Annotated in this window: 20 protein-coding genes; 6 read left to right on the top strand and 14 right to left on the bottom strand. The window is 72.2% G+C overall.

The window, feature by feature from the left end:
* The first annotated feature begins 9 nt into the window (after positions 1-9).
* The 3 genes from ABD343_RS40220 to ABD343_RS40230 all read left to right on the top strand — a co-directional run bounded on the left by ABD343_RS40220 (position 10) and on the right by ABD343_RS40230 (position 6,845).
* Entirely contained in the window at positions 10-3,159 is a 3,150-nt protein-coding gene (locus ABD343_RS40220; RefSeq protein WP_344535796.1) for an NACHT domain-containing protein, read from the top strand.
* Positions 3,160-3,236: 77 nt separating this feature from the next.
* Positions 3,237-5,825 carry an NACHT domain-containing protein gene (locus tag ABD343_RS40225; RefSeq protein WP_344535797.1) on the top strand — a complete coding sequence of 863 codons (2,589 nt, stop codon included), beginning with the start codon at positions 3,237-3,239 and terminating at the stop codon, positions 5,823-5,825.
* Between the two features lie 78 nt (positions 5,826-5,903).
* On the top strand, positions 5,904-6,845 hold the full coding sequence (locus ABD343_RS40230; RefSeq protein WP_344535798.1) for a serine hydrolase: 942 nt from the start codon (positions 5,904-5,906) through the stop codon (positions 6,843-6,845).
* Between the two features lie 102 nt (positions 6,846-6,947).
* On the opposite strand, the gene ABD343_RS40235 is transcribed toward ABD343_RS40230, so the two are convergent.
* The gene (locus ABD343_RS40235; RefSeq protein WP_344535800.1) at positions 6,948-9,476 is read right to left on the bottom strand and encodes an ATP-dependent Clp protease ATP-binding subunit; all 2,529 of its coding nucleotides are present in this window, start codon (positions 9,474-9,476) and stop codon (positions 6,948-6,950) included.
* Between the two features lie 487 nt (positions 9,477-9,963).
* Here ABD343_RS40235 and ABD343_RS40240 point away from each other — a divergent pair, with 487 nt between their 5' ends.
* On the top strand, positions 9,964-10,389 hold the full coding sequence (locus tag ABD343_RS40240; protein WP_344535801.1) for a hypothetical protein: 426 nt from the start codon (positions 9,964-9,966) through the stop codon (positions 10,387-10,389).
* Here ABD343_RS40240 and ABD343_RS40245 read toward each other — a convergent pair.
* From ABD343_RS40245 to ABD343_RS40295, 11 genes are all read right to left on the bottom strand, one after another.
* A complete protein-coding gene (locus ABD343_RS40245) occupies positions 10,368-10,706 on the bottom strand; it encodes a histone-like nucleoid-structuring protein Lsr2 (protein ID WP_344535803.1) in 339 nt (112 codons plus the stop codon). The genes ABD343_RS40240 and ABD343_RS40245 overlap by 22 nt on opposite strands.
* 160 nt (positions 10,707-10,866) lie before the next feature.
* Positions 10,867-11,391: an amino-acid N-acetyltransferase gene (locus ABD343_RS40250; protein ID WP_344535805.1), complete on the bottom strand. Its 525-nt coding sequence runs from the start codon at positions 11,389-11,391 to the stop codon at positions 10,867-10,869.
* A 9-nt stretch (positions 11,392-11,400) separates the two neighbouring features.
* On the bottom strand, positions 11,401-11,811 hold the full coding sequence (locus ABD343_RS40255; RefSeq protein WP_344535806.1) for a BlaI/MecI/CopY family transcriptional regulator: 411 nt from the start codon (positions 11,809-11,811) through the stop codon (positions 11,401-11,403).
* A 64-nt stretch (positions 11,812-11,875) separates the two neighbouring features.
* The gene (locus ABD343_RS40260) at positions 11,876-12,043 is read right to left on the bottom strand and encodes a hypothetical protein (protein ID WP_344535808.1); all 168 of its coding nucleotides are present in this window, start codon (positions 12,041-12,043) and stop codon (positions 11,876-11,878) included.
* Positions 12,044-12,098: 55 nt separating this feature from the next.
* On the bottom strand, positions 12,099-12,881 hold the full coding sequence (locus tag ABD343_RS40265; protein WP_344535810.1) for a hypothetical protein: 783 nt from the start codon (positions 12,879-12,881) through the stop codon (positions 12,099-12,101).
* Positions 12,882-12,991: 110 nt separating this feature from the next.
* Positions 12,992-13,789 carry a type III pantothenate kinase gene (locus ABD343_RS40270; RefSeq protein WP_344535811.1) on the bottom strand — a complete coding sequence of 266 codons (798 nt, stop codon included), beginning with the start codon at positions 13,787-13,789 and terminating at the stop codon, positions 12,992-12,994.
* Positions 13,789-14,805, bottom strand: a complete 1,017-nt coding sequence (nadC, locus tag ABD343_RS40275; RefSeq protein WP_344535813.1) for a carboxylating nicotinate-nucleotide diphosphorylase — start codon at positions 14,803-14,805, stop codon at positions 13,789-13,791. Before nadC ends, ABD343_RS40270 begins: the two co-directional genes overlap by 1 nt.
* Positions 14,802-16,637 (bottom strand): L-aspartate oxidase, encoded by a 1,836-nt coding sequence (locus ABD343_RS40280; RefSeq protein ID WP_344535814.1) that lies wholly within the window; start codon positions 16,635-16,637, stop codon positions 14,802-14,804. Before ABD343_RS40280 ends, nadC begins: the two co-directional genes overlap by 4 nt.
* 17 nt (positions 16,638-16,654) lie before the next feature.
* Entirely contained in the window at positions 16,655-17,569 is a 915-nt protein-coding gene (gene panC, locus ABD343_RS40285) for a pantoate--beta-alanine ligase (protein ID WP_344535816.1), read from the bottom strand.
* Positions 17,566-18,552: a Rossmann-like and DUF2520 domain-containing protein gene (locus tag ABD343_RS40290; RefSeq protein WP_344535817.1), complete on the bottom strand. Its 987-nt coding sequence runs from the start codon at positions 18,550-18,552 to the stop codon at positions 17,566-17,568. The genes panC and ABD343_RS40290 overlap by 4 nt, the downstream gene beginning before the upstream one ends.
* A 65-nt stretch (positions 18,553-18,617) precedes the next feature.
* On the bottom strand, positions 18,618-18,875 hold the full coding sequence (locus ABD343_RS40295) for a hypothetical protein (protein WP_344535819.1): 258 nt from the start codon (positions 18,873-18,875) through the stop codon (positions 18,618-18,620).
* 132 nt (positions 18,876-19,007) lie between these two features.
* Here ABD343_RS40295 and ABD343_RS40300 point away from each other — a divergent pair, with 132 nt between their 5' ends.
* The gene (locus ABD343_RS40300; protein ID WP_344535820.1) at positions 19,008-20,117 is read left to right on the top strand and encodes a DUF5937 family protein; all 1,110 of its coding nucleotides are present in this window, start codon (positions 19,008-19,010) and stop codon (positions 20,115-20,117) included.
* A gap of 85 nt (positions 20,118-20,202) precedes the next feature.
* On the top strand, positions 20,203-20,955 hold the full coding sequence (locus tag ABD343_RS40305; protein ID WP_344535822.1) for a nucleotidyltransferase domain-containing protein: 753 nt from the start codon (positions 20,203-20,205) through the stop codon (positions 20,953-20,955).
* Positions 20,956-20,976: 21 nt separating this feature from the next.
* On the opposite strand, the gene ABD343_RS40310 is transcribed toward ABD343_RS40305, so the two are convergent.
* Both ABD343_RS40310 and ABD343_RS40315 read right to left on the bottom strand, forming a co-directional pair.
* Positions 20,977-21,660: a response regulator gene (locus ABD343_RS40310; RefSeq protein WP_344535823.1), complete on the bottom strand. Its 684-nt coding sequence runs from the start codon at positions 21,658-21,660 to the stop codon at positions 20,977-20,979.
* Positions 21,661-21,747: 87 nt separating this feature from the next.
* The gene (locus ABD343_RS40315) at positions 21,748-22,974 is read right to left on the bottom strand and encodes a sensor histidine kinase (protein ID WP_344535825.1); all 1,227 of its coding nucleotides are present in this window, start codon (positions 22,972-22,974) and stop codon (positions 21,748-21,750) included.
* Positions 22,975-23,068: the final 94 nt, after the last annotated feature.

A 23,068-nucleotide genomic window follows, 5' to 3' on the forward strand; every position in this document is an offset into this window, starting at 1 on the left:
ACCGGTCCTATGGACGCCGGAGTCGTGGGGGCGCGGCTCGCGTCCAGTGTCGTGGGGCCGCTCGTCAAGAAGCTCTTCGTCTCCGAGGGCCCGGGCGCCGGACTGGTGGACCGGCCCGTACGGGTCTCCGGACTCGTCTCGTTCCGGGGCGAGAAGCGGACGCTCACCGCGAAGGACCTGCGCAAGATCGCCGAGGAGCTGGTGCGGCGGGCCGCGCGCGACGCGGGCCCCCACGACGCCCCCGGCGACGAGGCGCGGCGGCGCGTGGCCGGACGGGTCGCCTGGACCCTCGACGCGCTCGGCGAGACGGGCCTGACCGACGTCGACGCGGTGTCCATGGGCCATGCGGCCTTCGCCCGCGCCCTGCACGACCAGGCCACCATCGGGCGCACCTCCCTGGCCGTCGAGGAGGACGAGACGGCGTTCTACTTCCGCGTCCTGGAGAGCGCCTGCCTGCACATCCTGCACTTCTTCACCCAGAGGTCCACGTTCGTCGCCCGTACCCTCGCCGCCCAGTCCCAGCAGTTGCGGGACCTCGTGACGCTCGTCGACGTACTGATCCAGCGCGTGCCCTCCCAGTCCGCGCAGGACGCGGCGTTCGAGCGCCAGTACGCCCAGCACGTCGCGAAGCGGCACAGCAGCCTCACCATCTACGGCATCGACCTCCACCACGCCCGCGAATGGCCCCTCGACACCGCCTACCTCAGCCTGGAGGCCACGCCCGCCACCGCGCCGGACACGCCCGGCGAGCGGAACGCGCACCCGGACCCGCAACCCGTCGAGCAGGTCCTCTCCGGCCACCGCCGCGTGCTGCTGCGCGGCATCGCGGGTTCCGGCAAGACCACGCTCGTCCAGTGGCTCGCCGTGACGACCGCCCGGCAGGGCAAGCTCACCGGGCGCCTCTCGCACCTGATAGGGCGCGTGCCGTTCGTCCTGCCGCTCCGTACGCTCACGCGGGCGGGCGCGCGGCTCCCGGTGCCAGCCGACTTCCTCACGGCCGTCTCCTCGCCGCTGAGCGGCTCCCAGCCGCCCGGCTGGACCGACCGCGTGCTCGCCGCCGGGCGCGGGCTGCTGCTCGTCGACGGCATCGACGAGGTCCCCGAGGGCGAGCGCGAACGCACCCGCCGCTGGCTGCGCGACCTGCTCAGCGCCTTCCCCGGCAACCTCTTCCTGGTCACCTCCCGCCCCTCCGCCGTACGCGAGGACTGGCTCGGCACGGACGACTTCACCGAGCTGTCCCTGTCCTCGATGCGCCCCGCCGACGTCGAGGTCTTCATCCGGCGCTGGCACGAGGCGGCGGAGGCCGAACCGGAGCTGGGCGCCGCGCTCCTCTCCTCCGTACGCTCCAAACCCGACCTCGGCCGGCTCGCCACCAACCCCCTCATGTGCGGCCTGATCTGCGCCCTGCACCGCGAACGGCGCGGCTTCCTCCCGCGCGGCCGCAAGGCCCTCTACGACGCGGCGCTGAGCATGCTCCTGGAACGGCGCGACCGCGAGCGCGACATGCACCGCCCCGACGGCATCGACATGGACGAGGAATCGCAGGTCGAGCTGTTGCAGCGGCTCGCGTACTGGCTCATCCGCAACGGCCGTTCCGAGATGGCTCACGACGACGCCCTCGCGCTCCTGGAACGCGTCCTGCCGTCCATGCGGTACGTCGCCTCGCAGGGCAGCCCGGAAGAGGTCTTCCAGCACCTCCTGATCCGCTCGGGCCTGCTCCGCGAACCGGCGCACGGCACCGTCGAGTTCGTCCACCGCACCTTCCAGGACTACCTGGGCGCCAAGGCGGCCGTGGAGGAGCGGGACTTCGACGTACTGGTCCGGCACGCGCACCTCGACCAGTGGGAGGACGTCCTCCGCATGGCCGTAGCCCACGCCCGCCCCCACGAACGGGCCCGCCTTCTCAGCGCGCTCCTCGCCCGAGGGGACGCCGAACCGGAGTTCCGCACCCGCGTCCACCTCCTCGCCATGGCCTGCCTGGAACACGCCACGAACCTCGATCCGGAGGTCCGGGACGCGGTGGAGGAGCGGGCACGCGTGCTGTTGCCTCCGCGGAGCGCGGATGAGGCCCAGGAGCTGGCTCGGGTGGGGCCGGTGGTGCTGGAGCTGCTGCCGGAGCGGCCGGACGGGCTGATGGACGACGAGGTCGATGCCACCGTCCGCACGGCGGCCAACATCGGCGGAGACGCCGCGCTGCTCCTGCTCGTCAAGTTCCGCGAGCACCCTATGGCCGCACTGCTGGGGTCGCACTGGGGCGAGTTCGACACCGACGCCTACGCGACCGAGATCCTCCCGTACCTCGAACGCGCGTTCATCACCGTCCGGTCCCACGAGGAGCTCTCGCACCTGCACCGGTTCGGAGGGCACCCAAAGCTGAGCCTCACCGGGAACTTCACCGAAGAGCAGGTCGCCCGGGCGCTGGAAGGCGGCAGGACCACCAAGCTCATACTCTCCGACAACGCCGTGCTCGACGACCTCACGTTCCTCCGCGAATTCCCGGGCATCGAGGAACTCGACCTCCGCCGCTGCAACCGCGTCGTCGATCTGGCGCCCCTCAGCGCCGTACGGGAACTCTGGCTGTGGGACTTCGGCGCGCAGGGGACACGGGGACTCCATGAGCTCACCCGGCTGAAGCGGCTCGTGCTGAGAGGAGACACGGTCTGGCCCGGCTTCGAGGCCCTGCCTCCGCCCGGAACCCTGGAAGGGCTGCTCTTCCCCCGGCGCGGACTGGCGGTCCTGAACGGGCTGACGGAGTTCCAGGAACTCACAGAGGTGAGCTTCTGGGGAGTGGAGCACCGGCTCGCCGAGGCCGACTGGATGCAGCTCCACGGGCTGCCGAGGCTCCAGCAGCTCGTCCTGGACCACCCGCAGCTCTCGTCGCTGCCGGACGGCTTCCCCGAGTTCCCCGAAGTGACGCTGCTCCAGTTGCAGGATGCCGTCCCCGGCGACCTCGAACGGGCGTGCCGCCTCTTCCCGATGGTGCGGACCCTGGCGGTGCACCAGCCCGTCGGAGACGTCGACCTGTCGCCCCTCAGCGCCCTGCCGAACCTGCGCACCGTCCATGTGAACAGAGCCGACCGCATCGTCAACTCCGGCCTCCTGTCCGAAAACGTTGACCTCAGCATCTTCCCGAGACCCCGCACAGACCCCACCCCGTGACCATCTGACTGCACCGCGCATACGCTGGACCCGTAAGCCCATACGCCCCCTGCCCCCGTCAGGGAGTCGACGTCCACATGGATCCCGCAGTACGGCTCGCGTCCGCCGTCGCCGACCCGATCGTCAGCCAGCTCCTGCTGCCCGTAGAGGCCGCGCCCGCCTCGCTCAAGGACGCCACGACGTCCGAACTGCTCGCGCATCTCGTCTCGTTCCGCGGCGAGAACCCCGCGCTCTCCTACGAGGGCCTGCTCTCCCTCTCGCAGGAGCTGGTCGAACTGGCCTCCGCCGCGCACCGGCTGCCCGCCGTCGAGCGGGCGCCCATCGCCGTCGTGCTGTCCCGCACGCTCTGGATCATCGGCGAGCTGGACACGACCGACGTCCAGGCAGTACGGCTCGGGCCGCAGGACTACGCGCGGCGGCTGCGGTCCGCCGTGCCCGGCGCGGACCGGGAGCTGACGCCCGACGCCGCCTGGTTCCACGACCGGCTGCTGGTGACCGTCTGCCTGCACCTGCTGCACCACCTGATCCGCCGCTCCCCGCGCCTCGCGGCCCGGCTGCCCGAACGGGCGCACCGGATACGGCAGCTCATCGACCTGAACGACGTGGAGGCCGTGCGCGGCCTGGAGGGCCCGGGCGGGCGGCCGTCCGTGGAGGACGCGGACTTCGAGGCGCGGTACGCGGACTCGGTCGTCGAGCAGTACAACCGCGTCACCATCTACGGCATCGACCTGCCGAACCCGAACACCCCCGACAACTGGTCGCTCGACGCGACCTATCTGAGCCTGAGCGCCGAGTTCGACAACGAGGGGGCGGAGGAGCGCGAGTCCGACGAGCCCGTCCTGACGGCCGACCGGGCGCTGTCCGGGCACGAGCGGGTGCTGCTGCGGGGCGTCGCGGGCGCCGGGAAGACGACCCTCGTGCAGTGGCTCGCGGTCTCCACCGCGCGCGACGCGCTGCCGCCGGAGCTGGAGGCGCTGCGCGGCCGGATCCCGCTCGTGCTGCCCGTACGGCGCTTCGCGCGGGAGGGGTTCCCCGCGCCGGACGACTTCCTGACGGCCGTACGGCACCCGCTCGCGGACGAGGCGCCGGACGGGTGGGTGGCGCGCGTGCTGACGGAGGAACGGGCGCTGCTGCTCGTCGACGGGATCGACGAGGCGCCCGAGTCCGAGCGGGGGCCGCTGCGTGCCGCGCTGAAGCGGCTGATGCGGATCTACTCCGGCAACTTCTGCCTCGTCACGGCCCGCCCCTCGGCGGTCGAGCCGAACTGGCTGGCGGACGAGGGCTTCGACGAGCTGGCGCTGGCACCCATGAACCGCGACCAGGTCGCCGCGTTCATCACCGCCTGGCACACGGCCGCGCGGAACGACGAGGGCAAGGACCACTCCCGGCTCGACGAGTACCGCGACAAGCTGCTCGCCTCCATCCCGCTCTTCCGCGAGCTGCGCGGCCTGGCGACCAACCCGCTGATGTGCGGCCTGATCTGCGCCCTGAACCGCGACCGTTCGGGCTCGCTGCCCAAGGGCCGCAAGGAGCTGTACGAGGCGGCCATGGAGATGCTCCTCCAGCGCCGCGACCCCGAGCGCCGGGTGCTCTACGCGGACGCCGTACGGCTCCAGCGGGCGCCCCGCGAGCGGCTGCTGCGCAAGCTCGCCTTCCGGATGCTCACCGAGCAGCGCGCGGAACTGGACATGGACGAGGCACTGGAGGAGATCCAGCGGAGCCTGCCCGCCATCCCGTCCACGGCCGGCCAGGGCGGCCCGCAGGCCATCTTCCGGCATCTGCTGCTGCGCACGGGGCTGCTGCGGGAGCAGGCGGACCGTTCGATGGAGTTCGTGCACCGCACCGTCCAGGACTATCTCGCGGCCAAGGAGGCCGTCGAGCAGGGCGCCTTCGACCTGCTGCTCGCGCACGCGCACGAGTCGGAGTGGGAGGAGGTGATCCGGATGGCCGTGGCCCACGCCAGGCCGGGAGAGTGCGCCCGGCTGCTGACGGGCCTGCTGGCGCCCGGCAGGACGGGCATGCAGCGCAACCGGCGCCGCCTGCTGGCCGCCGCCTGCCTGGAGCACGTCACGGAGCTGGACCCGGAGACGCACGACCGTATCCGCCGCGAGACGCGCAACATGCTGCGTCCCGCGACGGTCGCCGCGGCGCGCGGCCTGGGCTGGGTGGGCCCGATAGTGCTGGAGATGCTGCCCGACCCGTCGACCGTCTCGGACCAGGAGGCCCACCGCCTCGCCGTGACGGTCACCCGGATCGGCGACGACGCGGCCGTCCACTACCTCGCGCAGCTCCGCAACCGCGCCTCCCTGGAGCTGCGGGCCGAACTCGCGCACGGCTGGCGCAACTTCGACACCGATCACTACGCCGAGGAGATCATCGGCCATCTCGACCCCGAGGGCCTGTACTTCCCGGTGAGCGACCGCGTGGAACTGGCGGCCCTGCGCAAGCTGGGCGGCAGGGAACGCGTCCAGATCGTCGGCCACTTCACCCCGGACGAACTGCTGGACGGCCTGGTCCCCGACCAGCTCACCCACCTGTGGCTCGCCTACGACCTGGGCGTACGGATGGACTGGCTGAGCGCCTTCCCGCACCTGACGACCCTGCGGGTCAACCCCCGGCTGCCCCGCGTCACGGGCGTCCCGGAGGGCGTACGGATCCTGTCGTAGCATCCGGCTGCCCGGCTCTCACGCGCTCTTGAGGCCGTTCACAGCCCCCTCTCATACGGGCTGGCTAGCGTCCGGCGCGTGCCGAGGGTTTCCCGCCGGATCCGCAGACTCCTGCCGACCGCCGCCGCAGTGACGGCTCTCACCGCCGTCGTGGCCTGTCAGGGGTCCGGGCAGGGCCCGCCGGGAGCCAGGGCCCGCACGGCGTCCTCCTCCCCGGCGCCGTCGCAGCAGGCGCGGACCGTGCCCGCCGACCCGGCGCACACGGTCCGCGCCGCGCTGGACGGCCTGCCGCGCGGCACCTCCCGTACGGGCCGTTACGCGGTCGCCGTCAAGGACCTGCGCACCGGCGACTGCGTCGTCCACGGCAGCGCCGGCGCCTACGCCGCCTTCGACACCGCCAGCGTCGTCAAGGTGGACGTCCTCGCCGCGCTGCTGCTCCAGGCGCAGGACCAAGGGGCCGGGCTGAGCGAGGAGCGGCGGCGGCTGGCCTCCGCGATGATCCGCGACAGCGACAACGCGGCGACGGACGCCCTCTGGCGCGCCATCGGCGGTGCGGACGGCCTGCGTGCCGCCAACGCCCGCCTCGGGCTGACGGCGACCACGCCAGGCGACGGCGGGCGGTGGGGCCTGACGCGGACGACGGCCGCCGACCAGCTCACGCTGCTGGAGGCCGTCTTCGCCGGGGACGCGGACTCCTCGCCGCTGGACCGCGCCTCGCGGGCGTACGTCCGTTCCCTGATGGCCTCCGTCCGCGCGGACCAGCGCTGGGGCGTCCCGGCGGCGGGGGACGCGGAGGACGCGGACGACGCCGCGCTGAAGAACGGATGGCTGCCGCGTACGGCCACGGGGCTGTGGGACGTCAACAGCGTCGGCCGTATCGAGGCAGGAGGGCGCGCCTATCTGGTCACCGTGCTGTCCGACGGGCAGCCCTCGCACCGCGCGGGCATCGATCTGGTGGAACGGGTCGCGAAGACCGCCGTCGGCGCGCTGGGCGACGGCGGGGCGGGCAAGGCGTCCTGACATGCCGGAGGGCCGGTACCCGTGACGGATACCGGCCCTCCGGGCCACGCTCGGCGCGACGTGCGGCGTCAGGCCTCCTGGGAGATCGAGCCTCCCTGGAGGTCAGGCCTCCTTGGACAGGTTCGGCCCGCTGCCGCCCGCGGCGGACTCGACCGGCGGGGCGTCGGGCAGCGCCGACTTCTCCTCGCCGCGGAAGGTGAACGTCTTGGACTCGCCCTCGCCCTCCGTGTCCACGACCACGATGTGGCCGGGACGCAGGTCGCCGAAGAGGATCTTCTCCGAGAGGACGTCCTCGACCTCGCGCTGGATGGTGCGGCGCAGCGGCCGGGCACCCATCACGGGGTCGTAGCCCTTCTTGGCGAGGAGCTCCTTGGCGTCCGTGCTGAGCTCGATGCCCATGTCACGGTCCTTCAGCCGCTCGTCGACCTGGGCGATCATCAGGTCCACGATGCGGATGATGTCGTCCTGCGTGAGCTGGTGGAAGACGACCGTGTCATCGACACGGTTGAGGAACTCGGGGCGGAAGTGCTGCTTCAGCTCGTCGTTGACCTTCGCCTTCATCCGGTCGTATCCCGCGCGGACGTCGCCCTGGCCCGCGAAGCCCAGGTTGAAGCCCTTGGAGATGTCCCGGGTGCCGAGGTTGGTCGTCATGATGATGACCGTGTTCTTGAAGTCCACGACCCGGCCCTGGGAGTCGGTCAGGCGACCGTCCTCCAGGATCTGCAGCAGCGAGTTGAAGATGTCCGGGTGGGCCTTCTCGACCTCGTCGAAGAGGACGACGGAGAACGGCTTGCGGCGCACCTTCTCGGTGAGCTGACCGCCCTCCTCGTAACCCACGTATCCGGGCGGGGAGCCGAAGAGGCGCGAGACGGTGTGCTTCTCGCTGAACTCCGACATGTCGAGGGAGATGAGCGCTTCCTCGTCCCCGAAGAGGAACTCGGCGAGCGTCTTGGACAGCTCCGTCTTACCGACGCCGGACGGGCCGGCGAAGATGAACGAACCACCCGGGCGCTTCGGGTCCTTCAGGCCCGCACGCGTGCGCCGGATCGCCTGGGAGAGCGCCTTGATGGCGTCCTCCTGGCCGATGACGCGCTTGTGCAGCTCGTCCTCCATGCGCAGGAGCCTGCTGGACTCCTCCTCGGTCAGCTTGAAGACCGGGATGCCGGTGGCGGTGGCGAGGACCTCGGCGATCAGCTCCTCGTCGACCTCGGCCACGACATCCATGTCGCCGGCCTTCCACTCCTTCTCCCGCTTGGCCTTCTGGGCGAGGAGCTGCTTCTCCGTGTCACGGAGGGAGGCGGCCTTCTCGAAGTCCTGCGAGTCGATCGCGGACTCCTTGTCCCGGCGGACGTTCGCGATCTTCTCGTCGAACTCGCGGAGGTCCGGCGGCGCGGTCATCCGGCGGATGCGCATCCGCGATCCGGCCTCGTCGATCAGGTCGATCGCCTTGTCCGGCAGGAAACGGTCCGAGATGTATCGGTCCGCGAGCGTCGCGGCGCCGACCAGGGCGGCGTCCGTGATGGAGACGCGGTGATGCGCCTCGTAACGGTCGCGCAGGCCCTTGAGGATCTCGATGGTGTGCGGCAGCGACGGCTCCGCGACCTGGATGGGCTGGAAGCGGCGCTCGAGGGCCGCGTCCTTCTCCAGGTACTTGCGGTACTCGTCGAGTGTCGTGGCACCGATCGTCTGCAGCTCGCCGCGGGCCAGCATCGGCTTGAGGATGCTCGCCGCGTCGATCGCGCCCTCGGCGGCGCCCGCGCCGACCAGGGTGTGCAGCTCGTCGATGAACAGGATGATGTCGCCGCGCGTACGGATCTCCTTGAGCACCTTCTTCAGGCGCTCCTCGAAATCACCGCGGTAGCGCGAGCCGGCGACCAGGGCGCCGAGGTCCAGGGTGTAGAGGTGCTTGTCCTTGAGGGTCTCGGGCACCTCGCCCTTGACGATGGCCTGCGCCAGCCCCTCGACGACGGCGGTCTTGCCGACGCCGGGCTCGCCGATGAGAACCGGGTTGTTCTTCGTACGGCGGGACAGGACCTGCATGACCCGCTCGATCTCCTTCTCGCGCCCGATGACCGGGTCGAGCTTGGACTCGCGTGCGGCCTGCGTCAGGTTGCGGCCGAACTGGTCCAGGACGAGCGAGGTGGAGGGCGTGCCCTCGGCGGGTCCGCCCGCGGTCGCGGCTTCCTTGCCGCCCGAGTACCCCGACAGGAGCTGGATGACCTGCTGGCGCACCCGGTTGAGGTCGGCCCCGAGCTTCACGAGGACCTGGGCGGCGACGCCCTCGCCCTCGCGGATGAGGCCGAGCAGGATGTGCTCGGTGCCGATGTAGTTGTGGCCGAGCTGAAGTGCTTCGCGGAGCGACAGCTCCAGCACCTTCTTGGCACGGGGCGTGAAGGGGATGTGACCGGACGGGGCCTGCTGGCCCTGGCCGATGATCTCCTCCACCTGCTGGCGGACAGCCTCAAGCGAAATCCCGAGGCTCTCCAGTGCCTTAGCGGCGACACCCTCACCCTCGTGGATCAGGCCCAGGAGGATGTGCTCGGTGCCGATGTAGTTGTGGTTGAGCATCCGGGCTTCTTCCTGAGCCAGGACGACAACCCGCCGCGCGCGGTCGGTGAACCTCTCGAACATCGTTAATCGCTCCTCAGAGCGGTCAGGCAGTGAGGGGACGCTCCCCTCGCTGTCCTTCCGCAGCTTAGTCCCGCAACGGGGGACCGCTCATTCCAACTGCCGACACCAGCCCAGTTGACTCCTTGTCTCCTGCCCCGGACAGCCGACAACAGTTCCAACCCGATGGTGCGAGACGATGTTCCCGCAGGCCAGGCGTATTCACCTGGATCCACTACGCCGACGGCGAACGCCCCCGCACCGACACGCCCGTCCCGGTCCGACACCGGCCGTTCACACCCCCGCTCCGCCCGTCTTCACCTGGGCTTCCTGCTCGTTAGAGCCTTCTTACCCGCTCGCGGTGACAGTCCATGCGGCTTACAGCCGATACGCGCGGGCGCATCCGCTGTTGGCGAACAGCCTTGCGCTTGTGCGGATTCTCTTTGAGCACGCCGGGTAGCCGTTGTCAACCCTGCGTAACACCCACGGGGCGCGGCCCGTTGCACCGGACATGACTTTCGCGATTCCGCGCCCGTCCGGGGAGGCCGGGGAGGCCGGTACCGGTGCGGCAGACGTGCTGGAGGTGCCGGCCGGTGCCGGGCTGGCGCTGCTGCGGCGCCGGGGGCTGCGCACCGGACCCGTGGCGTACGACCCGGTGCGCGTACGCGTGCAACTGCTTGTGCCCTCGGGCAGTGCCGAGGAACTGCCGGGGCTCCTGGAGTGGCTGGAGTGGGGCGGGATCGAGCTGGGGCTGACCGCCCGCGCCGGATACGACCCTCGGGAGGCCGCCGTATGGCTGCGGCCCCCCGAGCCGGGGTGCGGACGGGGAGCGCCGGGGACGACCGGACGGCCCGTCGATCTCGTCAGGCTGGTGAGCGCCGCGGCCACGGAGTGCCACCGCGCCCGGCTGGGGCTTCAGCCGTTGGCCTTCTCGTAGGCCTCACGGATGCTGGCGGGGACGCGGCCCCGGTCGTTGACCTCGTAACCCTGCTCCTTGGCCCACGCGCGGATCTTCGCGGTGTCCTGGCTGCCGCCGCCGCCCGTGGCCGCGCGGCCGCTCTTTCCGCGCGCGGAACGGCCGCCGGTACGGCGCCCACCCTTGAGATAGGGCTCCAGAGCGCTCCGGAGCTTGTCCGCATTAGCGGTGGTGAGATCGATCTCGTAGGTCTTCCCGTCCAGAGCGAACGTCACCGTCTCGTCCGCCTCGCCACCGTCGAGGTCGTCGACAAGAAGAACCTGAACCTTCTGTGCCACCGACTGCTCCCATTCGTCATCGATAACGGATTACTGATACTGACGACGAAAGCAAACCGCTTTTCCCGGAGAAACACAAACCCTCGGCGGAGTTTGCCTGGCCACCCGCTGGGATTGGCGGGATCTTTCGGACATAGTGGCGGCAGATCAGAGCCGGGGTTCAGAGATGCAGCAGCATGCGGCTGTTGCCCAAGGTGTTCGGCTTCACCCGTTCGAGGCCCAGGAACTCGGCTACTCCCTCGTCATAGGAACGCAGCAGCTCGCTGTAGACATCGCCGTCGACGGGAGTCTCGCCGATCTCCGTGAACCCGTGCTTCGAGAAGAAGTCAACTTCGAAGGTGAGACAGAAAATGCGCCGGACGCCGAGCCAGCGCGCGGTCTGGAGCAGCTTCTCCAGCAACAGCCGCCCGACTCCGCTTCCACGCTGCGCCGGAGCCACAGCCAGGGTTCTCACCTCGGCGAGGTCCTCCCACATGACGTGGAGGGCGCCGCATCCGACCACTTCCGCATCGTGGTCCCGTTCGGCGACCCAGAACTCCTGGATGTCCTCGTAAAGGGTCACCGTGGCTTTGCCGAGCAGGATCTGGTCGCGCGAGTAGGCCTCGATGAGCGCGCGGACAGCGGGCACATCCGCTGTGCGTGCCCTGCGGATGGTGACTTCGCTTAGCGGCGCGGCTTCTGGCATGAACGGACGCTATCGCTCCTGGCCTCCGGCCCCGCCGTCGGGGGCATCGAGATGCACGCCGTTCAGTTGTACGACGCGCAACGCGTCCCGGAGCACATCCACCTGTTCCGGCGACATCATGCCGAAGAAGTCGACGAGAGCGGCGGCCGGGTTGTCACTGGCCGACCACGCCTCGTTCATGAGAGCGGCCGAGTACGCGGCCCGAGTGGAGACCGCTTCATATCGATAGGCCCGGCCTTCTTGATCCCGGCGGACCCAGCCCTTCTGCCGCAGGTTGTCCATTACGGTCATCACCGTCGTGTAGGCGATGGCGCGTTCCTTCTGCAGATCTTCCAGGACTTCTCGCACGGTGACCGGGCGGTTCCAGCGCCATACCCGGGTCATCACGGCATCTTCCAACTCACCCAATGGCCTCGGCACAGATGAATAATAGTCGGAGATGTCCGAATCGAGGGGAATAAGAACCGGCCGGGACCGGCCGGACTCAGTCCTTCTTCTGCCGGGTGCCCTCGGCACGGGCCAGGGTGGCATCGACGATGCCGTCCTCCTTGGCCTTGTTCGTCCCGCCCTGGGTCTTCACGATGACCACGATGAGCGCCGTGAATGCCACCGCCATGACGAACGGCGGGGTGAGTGCGGCAACGTACTCCATGGCTTTGGCCTCCTCGGTGCGCAGAAGTCCAGCCTACTGCGAGGCGTTCGAGGCCCTACGCCGGGACCGCCCGCCTGTGCTCCTCCTCCGGGGGCGCCGACGGTTCCGGGGACTCCGGCGGCTCCGGCTGCTCCGGCGGCCCTGAGGGCTCCGACGGGTCGCGCCGGGGCGGGAAGACCTCGGCCGGGGTGGGGACGGGACGGCCCGGAGCGGGAGGCGGGGAGGGCTCGGAGGACGGCTCCGGGGACTGCGGGGCCTCCGGGGACTCCGGTTCGTCCTGCTCGCCCGGCGTCCCGCCGTCGTCGGCGGCCTCCGGGGACTCCGGGGACTCCGGGGACACCGGCCCGGGCTGCGGTACGGACGGCGATCCGGACGGAGGCTCCGACGCGGGGGCCGGGACCGGAACCCTGCCGTGCGGGAGGACCCGCAGACGCGAGCGTACGGCCCTCTCGGAGAGGCGCTCGCAGCGCAGGAGCAGCGCCCGGCGGCGGGCCGCCTCGGGGGCGCTCACGGCCTCCTCGCACAGGGAGCGCAGCGCGACGATGTCGTCGGGGCGCGGGAGGTAGCCCGCGGTGAGGGCCGCCTCCACCTGGTCGAGGTAGCCGACGGCCGCGCCGGGGAGGGCGCCGCGGTAGCGGGCGAGGTCCGCGAGGAGGAACGAGCGGAGCCGGTACCCCTCACGGACCGTCTCGTCGACGGCCTCGGCCAGCCGCAGGTACTCGCGGGCCTCCTCGGGCGTGGGGCCGGACTGCAGGGCGATGGCGAGGGCGCCGCCGAGCACACGCAGCTCGTCCGCGCTGAACGCGACGCCGCCTCGGGAACCGTATGGCGTGGGCATGGGCCGACGATACGGGGTGAAACGGACAAGTCTTCTTATCGCCCGAGGCGCGGCGTGGCGCGCCCCCTCCGGTAGCCGATGGGGCCCCGGTCAGCTCCGGTCGGCTCCGGCTAGCTCCGGTCGACGTTGCGCTCGTAGACCAGGCGCAGGCCGATCAGGGTGAGCCAGGGCTCGTGCTCGTCGATGACCGCGGACTCGCCCAGGACCATGGGCGCGAGGCCGCCCGTGGCGATGACGGTGACGTCGTCGGGGTCCTCCGCCAGCTCGGCGGCCATGCGGTTGACGACGCCGTCGACCTGGCCCGCGAAGCCGTAGACGATGCCCGCCTGCATGGCCTCGACGGTGTTCTTGCCGATGACGCTGCGCGGGCGGGCGATCTCGATCTTGCGGAGCTGCGCTCCGCGCACGCCCAGCGCGTCGACGGAGATCTCGATGCCGGGCGCGATGACGCCGCCGACGTACTCGCCGCGGGCCGAGACCGCGTCGAACGTCGTGGCCGTGCCGAAGTCGACGACCACGCAGGGGCCGCCGTACAGCTCGACGGCGGCCAGCGCGTTGATGATGCGGTCCGCGCCGACCTCCTTCGGGTTGTCCATGAGGATCGGCACGCCCGTCTTGACGCCCGGTTCGACCAGGACGGCGGGGATGTCGCCGTAGTAGCGACGGGTCACCTCGCGCAGCTCGTGCAGCACGGAGGGGACCGTCGAACAGATGGCGATGCCCTCGATGTTGTCGCCCAGCTCCTCGCCCAGGAGCGGGTGCATGCCCATCAGCCCCTGGAGGAGGACGGCGAGTTCGTCGGCCGTACGGCGGGCCTCGGTGGAGATGCGCCAGTGCTCGACGATCTCCTCCCCGTCGAACAGGCCCAGCACGGTGTGGGTGTTCCCCACATCGATGGTCAGCAGCATCAGGCGTGCTCCTCGCGCAGGTCCAGGCCGATGTCGAGGATCGGGGAGGAGTGGGTGAGACCGCCGACGGACAGGTAGTCGACGCCCGTGGCGGCGTACTCGGCGGCGTTCACCAGGGTGAGGCGGCCCGAGGACTCCAGCCGGGCGCGGCCCCCGACCAGCCGGACGGCCTCCGCCGTCAGCTCGGGCGTGAAGTTGTCCAGGAGGATCAGGTCGGCGCCCTCGTCCAGGACGGGCGGGATCTGGTCCAGGCGGTCGACCTCGACCTCGACGGGGACGTCCGGGAACTCCTCCCGTACGCGCCGGAACGCCTCCGCGACGCCGCCCGCGGCGACCACGTGGTTGTCCTTGACGAGCGCCGCGTCAGAGAGGGACATGCGGTGGTTGACGCCCCCGCCGCACCGGACGGCGAACTTCTCCAGGACGCGCAGCCCCGGGGTGGTCTTACGGGTGTCCCGTACGCGCGTCTTCGTGCCCTCCAGGGCGTCCGCCCAGGCGCGGGTGGCCGTCGCGACGCCCGACAGGCGGCACAGGAGGTTCAGGGCGCTGCGTTCGGCCGTCAGCAGGTCACGGGTGCGGGTGCGGACGGTGAGCAGCTTCTGGCCGGGCTCGACGCGGTCCCCGTCGAGGACATGGCGCTCGACCTCGAACTCGTCGGTGCACACGACGGAGAGGACCGCCTCGGCGACGCGCAGGCCCGCGACCGTACCGGCCTCGCGCGCCGTGAAGTCGCCGGTCGCGACGGCCTCTTCGGGGATGGTGGCGACGCTGGTGACGTCGACGCCGTTGTCCAGGTCCTCCTCGATGGCCAGGTGCGCGATGTCCTCGACCTGCACCGGGTCCAGACCCTGGGCCGCCAGGAGCATCGCCAGGCCGGGGTCGAGGCCGCATTCGAGCGGGTCGAGGCCCGTCTCGTCGCCCCCGGAGCAGCCGCAGCCGTCACCGCAGCCGCCGTCCTGTCCGGCCGGCGCGGCCGGGCCCTTGCCGATCTGGAGCAGGGGAAGGTCGTCGGTCACTGTGTCTCCTGGTTCTGCGCGACCGGCGGGAAGGCGGTCGTCTGTGTCGTACGGACGGTGAAAGGCGTGTCCGGGGCCGTGCCCGGAGCGGTGCCCGGGGCCGTGCCCTCGGGCGCGGTGCGTTCCGGGGCGAGCGAGACCCTCAGGTGGCGGCGCCATTGTGCGTCGTCGCGGTCCGGATGGTCCTCGCGCCAGTGGCAGCCACGGGTCTCCGCGCGGTACCGGGCCGCCGTGACGAGGACGCGCGCGACCAGATGGAGGTTGGCCGTCTCCCAGGTCTCGACGCCCGGTTCGGCGGGCTTGTCGGCCATCTCGCCGGGGAGCGCGGAAAGCCGCTCGTCGGCCTCGGCCAGGCTGTCGGCGGAACGGAGCACCCCCGCGCCGCGGGACATCACCCGCTGGACGGCCACGCGGGCCTCGGGCGGCAGCAGCGGCACGCGCGTACGGGCGCTCGCGTACGGGCCGGGGCCCGCGGTCTCGGTGACGGCGCGCTCCGCGATGCGCTCGGCGAAGACCAGGCCCTCCAACAGGCTGTTGGACGCGAGCCTGTTGGCGCCGTGCACGCCGGTGCAGGCGACCTCGCCGCAGGCGTACAGCCCGGGGACGGTCGTCCTTCCGTAGCGGTCCGTACGGACGCCGCCGCTGGCGTGGTGCGCGGCGGGGGCGATGGGTACGGGCTCGGTCACGGGGTCGATGCCGTGGGCGCGGCAGGCGGCCAGGATGGTGGGGAAGCGGCGCTCCCACATCTCCGCGCCGAAGTGCCGCCCGTCCAGGTAGGCGTGGTCCGTGCCCTGCTCGGCGGCGCGGCGCACGATGCCCTTGGCGACGATGTCGCGCGGGGCCAGCTCGGCGAGCGGGTGCTGCCCCACCATGAAGCGCACGCCGTCCGCGTCGACGAGGTGCGCCCCCTCGCCCCGTACGGCCTCCGAGATGAGGGGCTGCTGTCCCTCCGCGTCCGGGCCGAGATAGAGCGCCGTGGGGTGGAACTGGACGAACTCCAGGTCGGAGACCTCCGCACCCGCCCGCAGCGCGAGGGCCACACCGTCGCCCGTGGAGACGGACGGGTTGGTCGTCGCGGCGAACACCTGGCCCATGCCGCCCGTGGCGAGGACGACGGCGGGCGCGTGGACGGCGCCGACGCCGTCGTGCTGCCCCTCGCCCATCACGTGCAGGGTGACGCCCGCGGTGTGTCCGTACGCGTCCTTGAGGAGGTCGAGGACGAGGGCGTTCTCGACGGTACGGAGCGAGGGTTCGGCCCGTACGGCGGCGACGAGGGCGCGGGAGACCTCGGCACCCGTCGCGTCGCCGCCCGCGTGCACGATACGGCGGCGGTGGTGCCCTCCCTCGCGGGTCAGCTCGATGCCGCCCGTGGTGTCCGAGACGTCGAAGCGGGCGCCCGCCTCGATCAGGCGGCGCACGGCATCCGGGCCCTCCGTGACGAGGGCCCGTACGGCGTCCTCGTCGCACAGGCCCGCCCCGGCGGTGAGGGTGTCCTCCAGGTGCTGTTCCGGGGTGTCGCCCTCGCCGAGGGCGGCGGCTATGCCGCCCTGGGCCCAGCGGGTCGAACCGTCGTCCAGCCGCGCCTTGGTGACGACCACCGTGCGGGCGCCCGCGGCGGCGCAGCGGAGCGCGGCGGTGAGGCCCGCGACCCCGGAGCCCACGACGACGACATCGGCGTCGACCGTCCAGCCGGGGGCGGGCGCTTCCAGCGCCCGCCCGGCGACCTCTTGTGCCGTGCCTTCGTGCGCCGCCCCTGGGGGCGTGCCTTCGTCCGTCGCCCCTGGGGCCTTACCGTCGTGTGCCGTTCCCAGGGCCGTACCGTCGTGCGTCATGTGAGGGCGTCCTCCGCTCAGTCCGCCCGGTCCGCTCGTTCCGCGCCGGGGGCGGGCGCGAGGTGCGGCCGGACGTTGTCGATGAGGCGCGTGGTGCCCACCCGGGCGGCCACCGCCAGCACGGCTTCCCCCGTGTAACGGTCGTCGACCGCCGTGAAGTCCTCCGGGTCGACCAGGGCGACGTAATCCAGCTCCAGGGGCGCGCCGTCCAGCACGTCCCGTGCCGCCCGCAGCACGGCGTCCGGCTCCTCGCCCCGCCCTGCCGCGGCCTCTCCGGCCTTCAGGGCACGGGAGAGCGCGAGCGCGGTGGCGCGGTCCTGCCGCGACAGGTAGCGGTTGCGGCTGGACAGGGCCAGGCCGTCGCTCTCCCGTACGGTCGGCACGCCGACGATCTCGACGGGGAAGTTCAGGTCGCGCACCATACGGCGCACCATGGCGAGCTGCTGCGCGTCCTTCCGGCCGAAGAACGCCACGTCGGGCGCGGTCAGATGGAGGAGCTTCGCGACGACGGTGAGCACGCCGTCGAAGTGGCCGGGACGGTGCGCGCCCTCCAGCCGTTCGCCCATGGGGCCCGCGGAGACCCGCACCTGGGGCTCGCCGCCCGGGTACACCTCGTCCACGGAGGGGGCGAAGACGACGTCGGCGCCCTCCTTGCCCGCGACGAGCAGATCGGCGTCCAGGGTGCGCGGATAGCGGTCCAGGTCCTCACCCGCGCCGAACTGGAGCGGATTGACGAAGACGGTCACCACGACCTGCCCATGGGGCCCGACGCGTTCGCGTGCGGCCCGTACGAGCGCGGCGTGGCCCTCGTGGAGGGCGCCCATGGTCATCACGACGGCCCGCTCGGAGCCGCCGGGGGCGCCGGAACCGTCGGCGGTGCCGCGGGCGAGGGCGCGCAGTTCGGCGCCCGTACGAACGACGGGCGGGGTCATTCTCCGGCCCCCTCGTCGTCGCTCCCGTGGCCCTGGGAGGTGCCGCCCGGGGAGCCGCCTGCGGCGAGGACGTCCAGCAGGTCCTCGGCGAGTTCGGGCTTGAGCAGGCCGTGTGCGAGGGCGCGGTCAGCGGTCGCGCGCGCCATCGCGAGATAGCCCGCGACGGTCTGCGGCGCGTGCTTGCGCAACTCGGCGACGTGCGCCGCGACGGTGCCCGCGTCACCCCGCGCGACGGGGCCCGTGAGCGCCTGGTCGCCGGAGCGCAGCGCGTTGTCGAGCGCGGCGCCCAGGAGCGGGCCGAGCATCCGGTCGGGGGCGCGCACGCCCGAGGCGCGCAGCAGCTCCATGGACTGGGTGACGAGGGTGACGAGATGGTTCGCGCCGATGGCGAGCGCCGCGTGGTAGAGCGGGCGGGCCGCTTCCTCGATCCATTCGGGCTCGCCGCCCATCTCGATGACGAGCGCCTCGGCGGCCAGCCGCAGCTCCTCCGGCGCGGTCACTCCGAACGAGCAGCCCGCCAGGCGCTGGACGTCCACGGACGTCCCCGTGAACGTCATGGCCGGGTGCAGCGCCAGCGGCAGCGCGCCCGCGCGGACGGCGGGCTGGAGGACGGAGGCGCCGAACCGGCCCGAGGTGTGCACCAGGAGCTGCCCCTGCCGGACGGCGCCGGTCCCCGCGAGCCCCGCCACCAGGTCGGGCAGGGCGTCGTCGGGGACGGTGAGCAGGACCAGGTCGGCGCACGCGAGGACCTCCGAGGGGTCCACGAGGGGCACGTCGGGCAGCAGCTCGGCCGCGCGCCGCCGGGAGGCGTCGGAGACGCCCGAGGCGGCGACGGGGCGGTGCCCGGCCAGGCGCAGCGCGGCGGCCAGGGGCGGCCCGACGCGGCCCGCGCCGACGACGCCGACGGACAGCCGCGCGGGGCGGTCCTCGGCCCGTGCCGGGCCCGACGGATCGGGGGGCTCTGGAGGTGTGGGGTTGTTCACGGACTGGCCTTCCGTATGCGTTCCGGTCCGCTCGTTCCGCCGGTACCGGACGTGACCAGGCCATGCTAAGCCCTGCCCGCACGGCGGCGGAGGGCGCCGGAACGGCGGGGAACGGCCGTCCGCCGGCGGACGGTGCCCGTCCCGCGCCGGGAGGCTTCCGTCCGTCCGCCCCGCCGGGAGCCCCATGTCCTGCGGGCCTCCTTGCGCGCCGTCCACCACGCGTGCAGGAGCTTCGCCTCGTGCGTGCCGGGTGCCGGGGGCGGCGGCGAACCCTCCTGCTGGAGGCGCCAGGTGTCGAGTGCGTACTGCGTGCTGAGAGTCATGCCACGAGGCTGCGACCGTCCCCTGCCCCCTGGCACGCGGATTGACCAGGGACGTCAATCGAACCGCCGTCGATTGACGAGCCCCGTCAATCGACGTGGCCCGGGGAATACGGACGGGCGAGGATAGGGCCCATGAGTGTGGTCATCGACATCGCCGGGCTGCCGCCCGAGCGGATCGTCTTCAGCCCTTCTCCCCTGGCGGAGCTGGGCGCGGCGCTGCACGCCCTGGCCGAGCCGGGCCACCATCCGGCCCTGCACAGTTGGGCGACGGCGACCAACGCGTCGCTCAAGTGCGAGCTCGCCGACCGGCTGTGCGAGGCGGACTTCCTGTGGAGCTCGACCCGCGCGGACATCCTGCTCCCCGCGAACCCGAAGCCCACCCTCCGCGAGGAGCTGGACGACCTGGACCGGATGGACGACGAGCGGTTCGTCGACGCGGCCCTGGAGATCTCGTGCACCCGCCGTTCCTACGCCCAGGGGGCGCGCTCTCCGCTCGTCGACCGGGACGAGCGGCAGGCGGCGCTGGACCGCGCGACCGTACGGGGACCGCGCCAGGCGGACTTCGCCCGGCGGCTGCTGGACGACACGGCCACCGTGCGGGCGTGGATCAGGCGGCTCCTGGAGGACTGCGAGACGGCGTTCTTCGGCGACCTGTGGGAGCGCACGCGCCACCAGTTGGCGGCCGACGCCCGGCACAAGACGGAGCTGCTCCAGCACCGCGGGCTCGCGGCCACGCTGGACGCGGTCTCGCCCGCGATCACGCTGGACGAGGAGGGCCCCGCGCCGCGCATCGTCGTGGACAAGCTCAGCGAGGGCCGCACCTGGGCGGCCGACCCGGCACTGTACGAGGGTCCCGGCGTCACGTTCCTGCCGACACTGATCGGCCAGCCGCACCTGCTGGCGCTGTACGCGCCCGGCTGGCGCCCCGTCGTGACCTACCCGGTGGCGACGCCAGAGCTGCCGCAGCCGATCGCCCTGGACCTCATGCAGTGCCGTCTGGAGGCCCTGGCACACCCGCAGCGGATGCGGCTGTGCCTGAGCCTGTCCCGCGCCGCGTACACCACCAGCGAACTGGCCGCCACCCACGGACTGAGCGCCCCCGAGGTCTCCCGGCACCTCAAGGCCATGAAGAAGGCGGGCCTGCTCACCACCCGCCGCCGCGGCCGGTACGTCCAGTACCGGCTGGACCTGTCCGCGGTGGCCCGCATGGGCAGCGACTTCATCGGAGCGGTGCTGCGCTGACGTATGCGCCGACCGCTGACCGCCGACCGCTGACCGTACGGCTGGACGGTCCCGGGTCCGGGTCCCGCTGGCACGATGGCCGTCCATGGACGCGCGCACCGCACCGGCCGACCGGGCACGGGCCCTGGCCGACGACCGTTTCCCGCATGCCCTCGGCACCCTGCTCGGCGGCTCGGCCGCCACGGGACGGGCCACCGCGACCAGCGATCTGGACGTCGTGGTCCTGCTCCCCGAGGGGGAGACCAGCCGCCGGGAGGTGATACGCCACGAGGGCCGCCCCGCCGAGCTGTTCCTGCACACCCTGGCGGACGTCCCCGGCCACTTCGAACGGGACAGGAGGCTGCGCCGGGGCACCATCCTCTTCCTGTACGACCAGGGGACGGTCCTGGGCGATCCGCACGGCCATATGGCCCGCCTGCGCGACCGGGCGCGGGCCCTGCTGGCGGAAGGGCCGCCGCCGCTCGCTCCGGCGGAGTGGGAGCGGGGGCGCTACGTCCTGACGTGCTTCCTGGACGACCTGAACGACACTTCGCCGGACGACCGGCACGACGGGTACAACCGGTACGACCGGCACGAACAGCTCGTGCTCGCCGACTTCGCCCTGCGCGAGGCGGCGCACCTGCTCACCGCCCACCACGGCCGCTGGACGGGCATCGGGAAGTGGCTGCCCCGCAGGCTGCTGGCCGCGGACCCGGTACGGGGCGGGGAGCTGCTGGAGGGGCACCGGGCCGTCGCGGAGCGGGCCGACGTCGGGCCGCTGGCCATGGCCGTTGAGCGAGTGCTCAACCTCCTGGGCGGGCCCTTGCGGGAGGGGTACACACAGCGCTGGGACGGGTGAGGGCGCCGGGGCCGGCGGGTCCTACGCGCCGCCGCCCGCCCGTACGAGGCCCGTCTCGTACGCCAGGACCACCGCCTGGACGCGATCGCGCAGCTCCAGCTTGGCGAGGATGCGGCCCACATGGGTCTTGACCGTGGCCTCGGACAGCACGAGCTGCGCGGCGATCTCGCCGTTGGACAGGCCCTGGGCGATGAGGGTGAGGACCTCCCGCTCGCGCTCCGTGAGCCGCTCCAGCTCCTTGGCGAGCGGTTCGCTCGCGGTGGCGGGCAGGACGGACGAGAAACGGTCGATGAGGCGCCGCGTGGTGCTGGGCGCGACGACCGCGTCGCCGCTGTAGACCGCGCGGATCGCGGCCAGCAGGTCGCCCGGCGGCACGTCCTTCAGCATGAAACCGCTGGCGCCCGCCTTGAGCGCGGAGAACGCGTACTCGTCGAGGTCGAAGGTGGTCAGGATGAGCACCTTGGGCGCGCCCGGCCCGCCCTCGCCCTCCTCGCAGATGCGGCGGGTGGCCTCGACGCCGTCCACGTTCGGCATACGGACGTCCATGAGGACCACGTCCACGGAGGTCGAGCGCAGGATGTCCAGCGCCTCCGCGCCGTCCGACGCCTCCGCGGCGACCTCCATGTCCTGCTGTGCGGTGAGCACCATGCGGAAGCCGGTGCGCAGCAGCGCCTGGTCGTCGACGAGCATCACGCGGATCGTCATGCGGGGTCCCTTTCCTGCGGTCTGTCGGGGGCGTGGGGCGGTGGCGGCGGGCTGCCCGAAGTGTGCCGGAGCCGCCGGGGCGCGGTGTCAGTGCGCGCCCTTGAGGGGGAGGGCGGCGGCGATCCGGAAGCCGCCGCCGGGGCGCGGGCCCGCCTCCAGGCTGCCCCCGACCATGCCGACGCGTTCCCGCATCCCGATGAGGCCGTGGCCGAGCCCGTCCGAGCCCCCGTCCTCGTACAGCTCCCGCTGCGCGCCGCGCCCGTCGTCCTCGGCCCGCACGGTCAGCTCGTCGTCCCCGTAGCTGAGCAGCACGCTGGCGCCGACGTCGGGACCGCCGTGCTTGCGGGTGTTGGTGAGCGCCTCCTGGACGATGCGGTACGCGGTCAGCTCGACGCTGCTGGGGAGCGGGCGCGGAGAGCCGTCGATCTTGAAGTCGACGGTGAGACCCGTGCCGCGCACCTGCTCCACCAGGTCGGCGATCTGTTCCATGCCGGGCTGCGGCACGTACTCCCCGCCGTCGCGCGCCCCGTCCCCGGAGCGCAGCACGCCCAGCAGGCGGCGCATCTCGGCGAGCGCCTGCCGGCCCGTGCCGGAGATGGTCTCCAGGGCCATCCGGGTCTGGTCGGGCGCACTGTCCAGGACGTACGCGGCGCCGTCGGCCTGGACGACCATCACGGAGACGTTGTGCGCGACCACGTCGTGCAGTTCGCGCGCTATCCGGGCGCGCTCGGCGGCGACGGCGACCTTGGCCTGCGCCTCGCGCTCCTTCTCCAGGCGGGTGGCGCGCTCCTCGAGCTGCGCGTAGTACGCGCGCCGGGTGCGCAGGGAGTCGCCGAGCACCCAGGCCAGCACGAACACCAGCGTCATGAAGAGCGTGCCGAAGACGGCCCCTGTGGTGTCCTGCTGCGGCTCCGGCCAGCGGAGCTGGCTGATGGTGGGCGCGACGAGCGCGCCGGTCAGCGCGAATCTGGAGGCCCAGCGGACCGGGCCGGAGGCTACGGTGAAGATGATGACGGGGAAGGCGATGTTCCCCGGGAACGGACTGACGTTCGTGAAGACCTGTGCGAGACCGCAGCCCGTGGCCAGCAGCAGCATCTTCTCGGGGACGCGGCGGCGCAGCGCCACGACCACCCCGAGCGCCAGCCCGATGGGTATCGTCGCGACCCGCTCGTTGATACCGGAGGGAAGATTGGTCTCCGGTGGCGCGGAGGCGCTCGCGACCAGCCAGCCCGCCGACAGCAACAGCAGGAACGCAGCCCAGAAGCTGTCCACCCACGTGGGGTGCCTGCGGAGGAAGTCGTAGAGCCGGTTCACGTAACCCAGCGTATGCAGGCCAGGTACGTGCAGGGGTCAACCGGACGGCCGATCCGCGGTCGCCCCGCCTACTCCCCAAGGTGGAGGAGCACGG

The sequence above is a fragment of the Streptomyces albiaxialis genome, from assembly GCF_039530985.1.
Taxonomy (GTDB): Bacteria; Actinomycetota; Actinomycetes; order Streptomycetales; family Streptomycetaceae; genus Streptomyces; species Streptomyces albiaxialis.